Consider the following 13,170-nt stretch of genomic DNA (forward strand, 5'->3'; position numbering starts at 1 on the left):
ACTATCTTTACCTCTTTCAAACACTTTTTTGAATTGACGCTGTCATCAAAAAAGATATCTCAAAACGATGACATTATGAATGCTCAGCGCTTTTCGCTTTGCTTTCATTCATCCATCGATAAATGACCGGTAATAAAACCAAAGTTAATATCGTAGATGAAATAATGCCACCGATTACGACCGTTGCCAAAGGTCGTTGCACTTCGGCTCCAGTTCCTGTTGCCAAAGCCATCGGAATAAAACCAAGTGAAGCAACAAATGCTGTCATTAATACTGGACGTAATCGTAATACCGCTCCTTTCCAGGTTGCCGCATGAACATCTAAAGTTGTTCTCAGCTCTTTAATAAACGTGAGCATGACCAAACCATTTAATACTGCAACACCCGATAAAGCGATAAAACCGACCCCAGCAGACATCGAAAGTGGTATATCTCTCAGCCATAAAGCCACTAATCCACCAGATAAAGCGAAAGGAACTCCACTAAATACCAGTAAGCTGTCTTTAAAATTACTGAATACAGCCATGAGCAACACAAAGATCATGATGAGCGCCATCGGCACGACGATTTGCATTCTTGCTGTAGCAGAAGCAAGATTCTCAAACTGTCCTCCATAGCCTAACCAGTAACCGCTAGGTAGCTTTTGCTGTGCCAGTTTGCTTTGCATCTCTTGTACAAAAGACCCAAGATCACGGTCACGCACATTTGCTGTCACAATGACACGGCGCTTACCATTTTCACGACTTACTTGAGCAAGGCCTAGAATATTCTCAACCTTAGCGACGTCTTGTAACTGAATCAGACCACCATTTGGTAAGCGAATCGGTAACTGAGCTAACTGCTGAGGCGTACGCATGTTTTCCTGCAAACGAATCACAAAATCGAAACGTCTATCTCCCTGTAAAATTTGCCCTACACTCTGCCCTCCAATACTGGCAGCCACAATATCCTGAATAGATTTGACTGATAGACCGTATTGGGCAGCCAATGCATGATCAACATCTACATTTAGTAATGGCAAACCGTCAGTCTGTTCAACTTTGACTTCACTGGCACCCGGAATGCTACGTAGCTGTTGAGCTATTTTTTCCGCTTCCTGATTGAGAACCTGCATATCGTCCCCAAAAATTTTCACCCCAATATCACTACGTACACCTGAAATAAGCTCATTAAAACGTAGTTCAATCGGTTGTGAAAATTCACTGTTATTACCAGGAATCTGGTTCACGAACTGCAGCATTCTGGCACGCAGTTCATCTATCGTTTCTTTAGGGTTTGGCCATTGATCGTGTGGTTTTAATAAAACAATACCATCGGAAATATTAGGAGGCATGACATCTGTAGCAACCTCGGCTGTTCCTGTTCTTGCAAAAATGGCTTTAATTTCGGGAAAAGCTTTCAATAACTGCTTTTCCACATTCTCCTGAATCTTAAGCGACTCTTCTATGCCAGTGCTCGGTGCACGCATGAGTTGCAGTGCAAAATCACCTTCACTTAACTGAGGTGCGAACTCACTACCCACTCGTGTTGCAATTGCACTTGTCAAAATCAAGATGCTGACCGCTGCTGTGACAACAACATATCGGAAGGCATAAGCCTTATCGAGTAAGCCTGCATAACCTTTTTTCAAGGTCATCATCCAGCGGCTTTCTTTTTCCTTCACCTCACCCGTAACAAATAAAGCAACAGCTGCCGGCACAAAGGTCACAGATAAAATAATTGCTCCCAATAACGCTAAAACGACGGTCATTGCCATAGGATGGAACATTTTTGCTTCTACGCCTGCTAAAGCAAAAATTGGTAAGTACACGACCATAATGATGATCTGACCAAATATTAATGGACGTCGTGCTTGTTTAGCGGCTAGAAAGACCTCTGTAAAGCGTTCTGAACGTGTTAGTAAGCGACCTTTTAAATGCTGCGCTTCAGCTAAACGCCGAATACAGTTTTCAACAATAACAACTGCTCCATCGACAATGATCCCGAAGTCTAAAGCTCCCAAACTCATCAGGTTGGCACTGATTTTTTGTTCTGCCATGCCCGTTAAGGTAAAAAGCATTGCCAATGGAATAATACAAGCAGTAATTAAAGCGGCACGAAAGTTTCCTAAAAAGATGAACAGGATAACGATGACTAAAATCGCTCCTTCAATCAAATTTTTAGCTACTGTTTTAATTGCTTTATCTACGAGGCTACTACGATCATAGACTGTTTCAATCACCACACCCTGAGGGAGTGATCTTTGGATTTCCTGAACTTTTTGATCAATCGCTTTGGCAATGGTTTTACTGTTTTCACCCATCATCATCATGGCGATACCTAAAACAGTTTCCTGTCCATTATAGGTAGCACCACCAGTACGCAAATCATGACCAATCGATACTGAGGCCACATCAGCAACACGTATAGGCAAACCGTTTTTCGTGGCGACCGTAACGTTCTGGATATCTTGTATCGACGTCAGCATACCCGGAACACGAACTGTGAGTTGCTGACCATTCTCTTCAATAAATCCGGCACCGCGGTTTTCATTGTTATTTTGAAGCGCATCTTGTAAATCGGTGAGAGGAATCTGCAACTGTTGTAACCGCGTTAGATCTGGTGAAACCACATAAGTTTTGTTGTATCCACCAATGCTATTAACCTCGGCTACCCCTTGTACACGTTGTAACTGGGGCCGAATAATCCAGTCTTGAATTTCACGCAGATCCATTGCGCTATAGGCTGAACCATCTGATTTTTTAGCATTAGGTTCCGCTTTTACCACCCATTGATAAATCTCACCAAGTCCAGTTGAAATTGGAGACATTTGTGGATCAATACTATCGGGTAAAGCACTCTTAGCTTCTTGTAAACGTTGATTAATTAACTGTCTTGCCCAGTAAATGTCAGTACCATCCTTAAAGATAATCGTGACCTGAGAAAGACCATATCTGGAAATTGAACGAGTCTGTTCCAGATTTGGAATGCCGGACATGGCATTTTCAATCGGATAAGTAATCCTTTGCTCAACTTCCGGTGCTGTAAAACCATTAGCTTGACTATTGATTTGTACCTGTACGTTGGTGATATCTGGCACGGCATCAATTGAAAGTTTCTGGTAGCTATAAATTCCGACACCAATCCAAGCAATGACAAACATCATGACCCAAATGGCGTTATTAATTGAAAACTGAATGATCCGATCAAACAAACCTTCAGCCGCTGGCAAATCAGGTTTATTAATGTCCATGCTCAGCCTCCCCTTTTTCAAGTTCGGACTTGAGCAAGAAACTACCTTGAGTCACATATTGCTGCTTTTCAGTAATTCCGGATTTAACTTCGACCCATTGTGCATCTGAAGAATAATTGCCTAACTCTACAGCAACAGGAGCAAAATGAATTTTGTCCTTCTCCTGTTTTGCAACAAAGACTACATTCTTTCCATCAATCTGTTGTACCGCTGCCTTGTTAATTCGTAATACAGTCGCTGCATTATTTTGTTTGAGTAATACATTGACCATTAAATTAGGGCGTAATTCTTTTGAAGGTGTCAGCACCTTGGCACGAACCTGTAAACGACCAGTTTGACTATCCGCTTCTGACGTTAAACTTTGTACCTGTGCTTTAAAAATATTGTTCGTTTGCAGCGATTTAAATTCAATTTCCTGATTAGGCTGAATATTGGTATTTGTACTTGGCAATACAAACTCAACCCATAGCTGATCTAGGCGATCAATAACAAATAACTGTTTTTCAGGGCCAATTTGCTCACCAATCACAATATCTTTACTGCTGATTACACCGCTTAAAGGTGCAGTTAAAACATATCGACCTTTACTTGAGCGAGTCGCTCCCAAGGCACTTAAACGGCTATTTGCAGCTTGTACCTGAATTTGCGCTTGACGATAAGCATTGTAAGCACGCTGATAATCTTGTCGTGCTGAAACACCTTGCTCCCACAATTGTTTTTCACGCTGATAATCTTGCTGAGCTAATGTTAGCGCTTCTTGCGCCATGCTTAAGTTAGCTTGTTGATCGACTAAATCTGGTACAAATAAAGTCGCAAGCGCCTGTCCCTTTTCAACTTGTTGTCCCAGCGCAACATTTACACTATCCACTCGGGCAGAAAATGTTGAAGAGACATGTGCTTGCTGGTCTGTATTTACAACAAGTTTGGCAGGGTATGAGAGATTCTGCTCAACTTCTCCGCGCCCTACTTGCTCTAACTTCACACCATATTCAACCAGTTGCTTGGAAGTGAGATTTAAACTTCCTTCCTCTTTTTCAGTCTCTCCATGACCCGCTTCACCTTCTGCATGCCCTTCTTCACTTTTTTCAGTAGTGGACTGCTTTTTCCCTGAGAAAAATAACCAAGCACTTAAAGCAAGACAAGCAATCAGCAGCGAAAGAGCAATAACCCATTGGTTTTTCATTTTTTTAACTGACATTACTCTGCCCCTCCAACTGTTGGCAACTTATAGGTGTCTTGCCATAAATTTTGATTAATTTGATTTAATGCATCTCCGGACATCACCATATTTGGATCAATCCCGAGAGCTAAACTTTCAGCCTCAATAGCTTTTTGCCAAGCAGATTTAAGGAGTTGAACTTTCTTCAATCGTTGTTCTTGTAATTGCAGGGTAGATTGCTGAACATCAGTAATTGCAAATTTACCGACTTTGAAGCCAAGCAACATTTTCTCCTGTACCGTCTCTGATAAAGGAATCTGTTGCTCATTCATCAAGTTATATTGCTGCTTTAAACCAGCCAACTCGTACTGTAGAGTACGAATAGAATCTAGGCTTTGCTTTTTATAAAAACTTTGCTGTTGGGCAATTAAATCAAGTTTGCTTTGGGCAATTTTCAGGGCATATTGCTGGCGATTAAAAATGTTTAAGGGAACCGCAATACCTACTCGAATCTGATTTTCGGTACTGCTCGTTTCTGCGGTTTTGCTACGAACCACGCCCATATTTACGGTAGGTGTTGGACGATTTTTTGCTTTTAAATAATTAATTTCAGAATTTTGTTGGATGGCTTGAAGTCGCATGGACTGTTCTAACAAATTCTGTTTTAAGTATTGATCGATGTCACCTTCATTTTTTAAAGGCCACGCACTTTTTATATCTGGACGTAAGGTGAAGTTATCTTCAGTCTCACCCCATAAGTTCGCCAATTTTCTTTTGGCACTACTTAGTGATAATTCAACTTCCTGATATAAACGTTGGTTTTCAACATGCGTCATTAAAGTCCGGTCTAAATCAACCTGAGCAATACTACCGGCCTGAAAGCGTAAACGAGTAGCATCTAAAAGGTTCTTACTCGTTCTTAACTGGGCTTTAGCAACTTCATGTTCAAGCTCCAAAATCGAAACTTGTGACCATAAATATTTGACAGCAAGCTTTAGCTGAGCATCATATAAAACCTGATTTAACTCAACTTGATTTTGCTGGACACTTGCCAGTTTTTTTGCTGCGGAACGTACACCAAAAACATCTAGTTTTTGCGATATACCAAGTTCTAGTTCCTGATCTTTTCCAGATTTAAAACCCGTTTGCTGTACAGAAACCGTCGGATTTTCCCATAACTGGCTCTGTCTGATATTGCTCTCTGCGATATCTTGTTGAGCTTGCCAAATTCCTGTTTGTGTCTGAAATTGCTTAACCTGCTCTAGTACTTGCTCAAACGTTAAAACATTCTGTACACGCTGCGGTTGAGTATTCTCAGCAAGATTTTGATTTGAATTAGCCGCAGTTGTTACCACACTAGTTGAAAGCGCAACTGCAGCAACTAATGATTTAAGTATCCAAGATGAGCTCAGACTGACGAAACGTTTTTCGTATAAAAAAATAGACATAAAGTAACCCTTTGAAATAAATAATATTTCTGGTGGGCTATTTTTCGGCTACCCCACCTATAGCAGGGTTAAAACAGGAGGCGGGTCTTGTTTAGAGATATGAGGAGACTTATAAGAATTAGACCAATAATATTGTTGTTTTGGCTCAGATGACTGTATTAACGGTGAAACAATTTTTTCTTGTGCTTCTACAATCACAACATGAAAACATGAAGGTAAATGATCATGATGATCAGACAAGTTCAAAGGAGCTTTGTGACTAGTCCCTTCAACCCCAGTCTTTTCAGTATGGCTATGTTGTGAAGATTCATAACTCAAAGCAGCATGATGTCCAAAATGATGCAATGCTTTTTCCTGATTTTCATGGGCGCAAAATGCCGCTGCCACATTCCATAAACTTTGGAATATAAGCAAACAGAATAAGACGGACATGAAAAGTGCAGAACGTGGCAACAGCACACCATTAAACTAAAAAGTTGAACAAAGCCACTATAGCAGGCTCCCGCCATGTAATAAAATTACAAAACATTGAATTATAGGTTCACTTTTTTACTCAGAAATTTTCCAAATTTTTCTGCATAAAAAAATTTTTTTAGAGCAATATGTATGTATAAAACTTTAACTACTTTCATATTAGTAACTTGCCTCGGTTTATGCGGTTGTGCAACTACAATGTTGTCCAATACCCTTCCTAGCGAAACAACCGAAGTTAAGACAAATATTTTAAAAACTGATCAGATTATTGCACTCGGGCAAGCCGTTAAAGATGACCAAAAACAAGGTATTGTCTTTGTTGGTCAAGACTATAATTACTTAATGACTGATGGTAGTTCTGAATTTTTAAAGATTATTAAAACTATACCTGCTAATGACAGAACACTTAATATCCCTTCCCCTCTTATACTCACTATGGAAGATGCAAATCATTTCAATGGTGTAATCCAAGTTCGCTATAATACCCAATTAGGAAATCTCAACGAAAAACAAAAAGATATGTTAAAAAAATTGGGGTTTAGAGAAAATTTTAATGCAGTACTAGAGCAACAAAAAAATCAGTACCCATATATTAATATTTTTTTCAAAGGCCAACTGTATGAAGCTAAAAATCCAAAAGATATACAGCAAAAATTAGAAAAACCATATGCCGTTGAACTACAAGAAAAAATTGAAACAACAACGAAGCACCCGTTTAAAAGCGCTACTCGCAAAGTACTCTATCCATTAGCGATGACTTTTGATGTGGTAACTATTTATCCGTTATTAATTTGGTCTGATTTAAGAGGCGATTTTAATAAATAAAAACTTTTTACTTAAATACAAAACCAGCTTTAAAGCTGGTTTTGTTTAAAAAAATTTCTTTTGTTTGTTATTGATAACTCTTATTGAATTCTTCGCATTCCCAAAAAAATTATGTTCTAGTTTTAAATTTACTCAAGAGAGTCTTTGTTTACATATAAATTTCGCTAAGCGTAAAAACATCTGTAACTTTTATGTAAGCTAAAACCTCATCATTTTTCATCCAAATGCGCTATATCACATTTACAAAATAAAACATAAGATTTCAATATAAGGGACTAGCTTAAAAGTGTGAGTCAATTCAATCAGATTGAGGAACAAGGGGAGACTATCATGGATATGAAAACAATCAAGCATGGGCTTAATCACTTGTTTGCCTTTGAAAACTTACCAGCCGATATGCATTCACAAGCTGAGGATGAAATTGAACAAGGCTTACGCTTTGAAGAGTTAGCCGTACAAGATCATGAACGTATGCAAAATTGGCTAGATATTACCCCAAACGACCGCAATGCGATGTGGTGTTACCTCCGTGCAGCTTTAAGAGGTAATGCTGACGCTTCTTTTAAACTTGGTATTGGCTATTTAAATGGTCAATTTGGTTTAGATAAAAACTACACTGAAGCTGAAAAGTGGTTAAACAAAGCAGCAAGTCAAGGTCATCCCGACGCTGAACGTTGCTTACAAGAAGCTTTCAGTAAACTTGCCTTCTAATAAAAAAACCAGCCCTTAGGCTGGTTTTTCAATTTAGGTGTAATTAGCCACCAATTTTTTTGTATTTCTTACGATGTGGTTGAGCATCATCACCAAGCTTAGCACGGCGATATGCTTCAAACTCGGTATAGTTACCTGTATAGAACTCTGGTTGCTCATCTTCAAATGACAAGATGTGAGTTGCAATACGGTCAAGGAACCAACGGTCATGCGATACAACCATTACCGTACCAGGGAACACTAAAATTGCATCTTCCAGTGCACGTAAAGTTTCTACGTCCAAGTCGTTTGATGGCTCATCCAGTAAGATAACGTTTGCACCTTGCTGTAAGATTTTTGCAAGTTGTAAACGGTTACGCTCACCACCTGACAATTCACCTACGCGTTTTTGCTGATCTTGGCCTTTAAAGTTAAAGCGACCAATATAAGCACGTGATGCAATTTCATAATCGCCCACTTTCAAGATATCTAAACCGCCAGAAACTTCTTCCCAAACTGTTTTGTTATCATCTAAAGTGTCACGAATCTGACCAACATAAGCAACTTTAACCGAATCACCCAGTGTTACAGTACCAGTGTCAGGTTTTTGCTCGCCTGTCATCATGCGGAATAAAGTCGTTTTACCCGCACCGTTAGGACCTACAATACCGACAATCGCTGCTGGTGGTACCGTAAATGATAAGTTTTCGTAAAGTAAACGGTCACCAAATGATTTGCTGATGTTCTCTACTTCAACAACCTTGTTACCTAAACGTGGACCAGGTGGAATATAGATTTCAGAGGTCTCGTTACGCTGTTGGAATTCGCGTGAGTTAAGTTCTTCAAAACGCTCCATACGCGCTTTGTTTTTCTTTTGCTGACCTTTCGCATTTTGACGAACCCATTCAAGTTCTTTTTTCAATGCTTTAGCAAAAGATTCTTCTTGTTTCTGCTCTTGTTCTAAACGAGCATTTTTTTGCTCCAACCAAGAAGTATAGTTACCTTGGTAAGGAATACCATGCCCACGGTCAAGCTCTAAGATCCACTCTGCAACGTTATCAAGGAAATAACGGTCATGCGTAATCGCAACAATTGTACCAGGGAAGTCTTTTAAGAAACGCTCTAACCACGATACAGACTCTGCATCCAAATGGTTCGTCGGTTCGTCAAGAAGTAACATATCTGGTTTAGAGAGCAATAAACGGCAAAGTGCTACACGGCGGCGTTCACCACCTGAAAGCTTACTTACGTCTGCATCCCATGCTGGAAGATTCAAGGCATCTGCCGCGATTTCAAGCTGGTTATTTAAGTTGTGTGCATCCCAAGCATGGATAATTGATTCTAATTTTTCCTGCTCTTTTGCAAGCGCATCAAAATCTGCATCTGGGTCTGCATATTCTGCAAATACCTGATCAAGACGTTCTAAAGCATCTAGAGCTTCACGTACGCCATCTTCAACGTTACCACGAACGTCTTTAGTTGGATCAAGCGGCGGTTCTTGCTCTAAATAGCCGATTTTAATTCCAGGTTGTGCACGAGCTTCACCAGAGAAATCTTTATCTACGCCAGCCATAATACGAAGCAAGGTAGATTTACCCGCACCGTTCAAACCGAGCACACCAATTTTGGCACCCGGGAAAAATGATAAAGAGATGTCTTTTAAGATTTCGCGCTTTGGCGGAACCATCTTAGACACTCGGTTCATCGTATAAATATATTGGGCCACGCAGGACTCCTCAATTGAAAAACCAACAGATCGCAATGAGCGAAAAATAGTAGCTATTATATGCTGAACGCAGCAAAAAAATAAGGCGTGATTAAGTTTAATCGTTTTTTATAACTGATAAATGACGTCAAAATTGTTTCCTGATATAAAAAATGCATGATCTTGAATCATGCATTTTTCGCTTATTACAGTGCTTGAAGATGAGTTCTTCTACATAGATTTATTTAATAAAATTATTGACTAACAAATTTTTAACATCATCTACCCGACCCGACATTAACGCTTTAATCGCATAGAGAGAGGTTGAAGAAACCTGATTCAGGTTAGGATCTGGCGGCATTACCAGCTCCATCGGATTGGTATGCACATCGAGTAAAGCAGGACCATCGTGTTTTAAAAAACTTTCCACTGCCTGTTCTAACCCGTTACCATGCGTTATCGTCTGTCCATGCAAACCAATTACGCGAGCAAGCTGACCGAAATCAGGATTGAGCAGGTCAGTATAATGGTCGAGCAAACCTTCCACTTTTTGTTCAAGCTCTACAAAATTGAGCGAACTATTATTAAATACCACAATCTTGATTGGCAGTTTTTCTTGAATTGTGGTGAGCAGATCTCCCAGTAACATGGCTAAGCCACCATCTCCACATAATGCAATGATCTGGCGGTTCGGGAATGCTTTTTGGGCTCCAAGTGCTTGCGGCATGGCATTGGCCATAGTGCCATGTAACAAGCTGGTAAAGGTTCGACGTTTTCCATTTACGTCAATATGCCTTAATACCCATACCATCGGTGAGCCACCATCTCCGAAGAAAATTGCATCTTGATCTGCATAACGGTTGAGTAAAGACACCAGATATTGTGGATGAATCAGCCCATCTTTACCTACCCGCTCTTCTTTACGACGTATTTCATCGCTCTCATGTTTCAACGCAAGACAATGATCTAGAAAATCACGCTCATGACGTGTTTCAAGCAGTGGCAATAATGCATCGAGTGTAGATGAAATTTTACCCACGGCACCTAATGTAATCGGATGGCGACGCCCCAAATGGGTCGGATCAATATCAATTTGCAAGATTTTGGCATGGCTTGGATAATACTGTGCCCATGCGAAATCGGTACCTAGCAAGATCAGCAAATCGCAATCCATGAGGGTGTGATAACCCGCTTTATTACCAAAAATACCCGTCATGCCCATATTGTATGGATTGTCGTATTCGACAAAATCCTTAGCACGTGAAGTATGTGCTACAGGAGCTTTTAACTTCTCTGCAAAAGCCACTAGTTGGTCATGCGCATCCTCACACCCAGCACCTGCATAAATTCCAATTCTTTGATGCTGTGAAATCAGGTGAACAATCTGGTTGAGTTCGGACTTATTCGGCAAAATATCGGGATTAGTTTGGCGCGGTACAAAAGGTAGACCCGCCTCAGCCGACGCTGCACTGATATTAGCAGGAACAATAACCACCGCGACACCACGTTTGGTTAGCGCAGCCTGACACGCCATGCTCATAATATGTCTGGCTTGTGAAGGTTGGGTAATCTCTTCACAAAAAACCGAATTTTTTGCATAAACCGATTTAAAATCGACATATTGTGGAAAGTCGACAAATCCTGCCATCTCGGTAGAAATCTGGCTTGCAATCAAAATTACAGGCGCACGATTACGATGCGATTCATATAAACCATTAATGAAGTGTAGGCTTCCTGGCCCACACGATCCTGCACATGCCGTCAAGTGACCACTAAGTAAAGCATCTGTACCTGCTGCAAAACCACCAACCTCTTCGTGGCGCACATGAATCCATTCAATTTTACTCTTAGACATGGAGTCAGTGACATGGTTTAAGGTGTCACCCACAATACCGTAGCAACGTTGAACACCTGCTTGTTCCAGTACCTCAATGATAATATCAGATACTTTTTGAGTACTCATTAGTTCACTTCTCCAGCTTTTTTATCATGAATTGAATTACTTGTACTTTTATAGTGTTCTTGCGGACGGCAGACCGCCAGTAAGTTTTTGTGGCGTTCTCTCAACTTCATGTAAATTTAATTGAGTGATTCGAAAAAAATAAAATAAGCTCTTTTATACTTAAAAATGCTGAACTTTACATAAAAATATCTAAATCATGAATAAAGAGTATGCTAAAAAATCTGGATTATTCTTTAACCACTTCGATGATAACAATGTCAAATACATACCGAGACGAAACCTTAGCCATTCACGCTGGCTACACTCCTGAAGCAACAACAAAAGCAGTAGCTGTTCCAATTTATCAAACAACTTCATATGCATTTGATAATACCCAACACGGTGCAGACCTTTTCGACTTAAAAGTTCAAGGCAATATTTATACCCGTATTATGAACCCGACCACTGCTGTGCTTGAGCAACGCCTTGCTGCTCTCGAAGGTGGCATTGGTGCTCTAGCTTTAGCATCCGGAATGGCAGCAATTACCTATGCCATTCAAACCATTACTGAGGCGGGAGACAATATTGCTTCAGTCTCAACTTTATATGGCGGTACATACAACTTATTTGCCCATACGCTGCCAAAACAGGGAATCGAAGTCCGCTTTTTCGATTATCAAAAACCCGAAAGCTTACGTAACTTAATAGATGATAAAACTAAGCTTGTTTTTGTCGAGTCAATTGGTAATCCGCTCGGCAATATCATCGATTTAGAAGCAATTTCAAAAATCGCCCATGAATATGGTGTACCTGTCGTTGTCGATAACACGGTTGCCACCCCTGCTTTATTAAAACCATTTCAATATGGGGCTGATATCGTTGTCCATTCGCTTACTAAATATATTGGTGGTCATGGTAATAGTATTGGCGGTGCAATCGTCGATAGCGGTAAATTTCCTTGGGGTAAATATCCAGAACGTTTTAAAGTTTTGAATACACCCGACCCAAGCTATCATGGTGTGAACTATGTCGAAGCATTAGGTGAGGCAGCTTATATTGCACGAGCTCGCGTTGTGCCATTACGCAATACAGGCGCAGCTATTAGCCCGCTCAGTGTTTTCTTAATTTTACAGGGTCTCGAAACTCTAAACTTACGCATTGAACGTCATACTGAAAATGCTCAGAAAATTGCGGAATATTTGCAAAACCATCCGAAAGTAAAATGGGTCAATTACGCAGGTCTAAAAGATCATCCACAACATCAACTTGCACAAAAATATGTAAAAGGCAAACCTTCTGCAATTTTATCTTTTGGCGTTCAGGATGGCCGTGAAGGCGGTACTCGTTTTATTGATGCACTAAAGTTATTTACCCGTCTTGTGAACATTGGCGATGCGAAAAGTTTAGCTTGCCACCCCGCAACCACAACTCACCGCCAGCTCAATGAACAAGAACTAAAAGCTGCCGGCGTAAGTGAAGATATGGTTCGCCTATCTATTGGTATTGAGCATGTAGATGACCTAATTGCCGATTTAGAACAAGCACTTTCATCTGTATAAATTTTAAACTCATCAATCAAGCCTCTGGAATATAGAGGCTTTTTTATTTTTAAGTCATTTAACCATTAAAAATAATTAATGGATTAGGGTAATAATTTAGAGTTTTTACTCTAAATAAATTGTTAAATTTCATATA

The 13,170-nt window shown here is 40.1% G+C and carries 9 protein-coding genes; 3 read left to right on the forward strand and 6 right to left on the reverse strand.

The annotated features are described in order from the left end of the window. Positions 1–73: 73 nt before the first annotated feature. Genes ABLC00_RS17165 through ABLC00_RS17180 form a run of 4 tightly spaced genes read right to left on the reverse strand, consistent with a single transcriptional unit; the run spans position 74 to position 6,292 of the window. Complete coding sequence (locus ABLC00_RS17165) at positions 74–3,232, reverse strand: efflux RND transporter permease subunit (RefSeq protein WP_033854108.1); 3,159 nt, start codon at positions 3,230–3,232, stop codon at positions 74–76. Next, the gene (locus tag ABLC00_RS17170) at positions 3,222–4,430 is read right to left on the reverse strand and encodes an efflux RND transporter periplasmic adaptor subunit (protein ID WP_033846221.1); all 1,209 of its coding nucleotides are present in this window, start codon (positions 4,428–4,430) and stop codon (positions 3,222–3,224) included. Before ABLC00_RS17170 ends, ABLC00_RS17165 begins: the two co-directional genes overlap by 11 nt. Then, a complete protein-coding gene (locus tag ABLC00_RS17175) occupies positions 4,430–5,839 on the reverse strand; it encodes a TolC family protein (RefSeq protein ID WP_006582531.1) in 1,410 nt (469 codons plus the stop codon). The genes ABLC00_RS17170 and ABLC00_RS17175 overlap by 1 nt, the downstream gene beginning before the upstream one ends. A 57-nt stretch (positions 5,840–5,896) precedes the next feature. Beyond that, positions 5,897–6,292 carry a cation efflux protein, CzcI-like gene (locus tag ABLC00_RS17180; RefSeq protein ID WP_025466881.1) on the reverse strand — a complete coding sequence of 132 codons (396 nt, stop codon included), beginning with the start codon at positions 6,290–6,292 and terminating at the stop codon, positions 5,897–5,899. A gap of 153 nt (positions 6,293–6,445) precedes the next feature. On the opposite strand from ABLC00_RS17180, the gene ABLC00_RS17185 reads away from it, so the two are divergent. Together ABLC00_RS17185 and ABLC00_RS17190 are read left to right on the forward strand one after the other, a co-directional pair. Next, positions 6,446–7,138 carry a hypothetical protein gene (locus ABLC00_RS17185; protein ID WP_004711622.1) on the forward strand — a complete coding sequence of 231 codons (693 nt, stop codon included), beginning with the start codon at positions 6,446–6,448 and terminating at the stop codon, positions 7,136–7,138. A gap of 330 nt (positions 7,139–7,468) precedes the next feature. Beyond that, the gene (locus ABLC00_RS17190) at positions 7,469–7,849 is read left to right on the forward strand and encodes a tetratricopeptide repeat protein (protein ID WP_004711619.1); all 381 of its coding nucleotides are present in this window, start codon (positions 7,469–7,471) and stop codon (positions 7,847–7,849) included. Positions 7,850–7,892: 43 nt separating this feature from the next. On the opposite strand, the gene ettA is transcribed toward ABLC00_RS17190, so the two are convergent. Then, positions 7,893–9,554 carry an energy-dependent translational throttle protein EttA gene (gene ettA / locus ABLC00_RS17195; protein ID WP_002052196.1) on the reverse strand — a complete coding sequence of 554 codons (1,662 nt, stop codon included), beginning with the start codon at positions 9,552–9,554 and terminating at the stop codon, positions 7,893–7,895. Between the two features lie 220 nt (positions 9,555–9,774). Next, complete coding sequence (locus ABLC00_RS17200) at positions 9,775–11,496, reverse strand: ubiquinone-dependent pyruvate dehydrogenase (protein ID WP_006582529.1); 1,722 nt, start codon at positions 11,494–11,496, stop codon at positions 9,775–9,777. Between the two features lie 254 nt (positions 11,497–11,750). Here ABLC00_RS17200 and ABLC00_RS17205 point away from each other — a divergent pair, with 254 nt between their 5' ends. Beyond that, complete coding sequence (locus ABLC00_RS17205) at positions 11,751–13,034, forward strand: O-acetylhomoserine aminocarboxypropyltransferase/cysteine synthase family protein (protein WP_033846271.1); 1,284 nt, start codon at positions 11,751–11,753, stop codon at positions 13,032–13,034. Positions 13,035–13,170: the final 136 nt, after the last annotated feature.

This window comes from Acinetobacter nosocomialis, from assembly GCF_041021905.1.
GTDB lineage: Bacteria > Pseudomonadota > Gammaproteobacteria > Pseudomonadales > Moraxellaceae > Acinetobacter > Acinetobacter nosocomialis.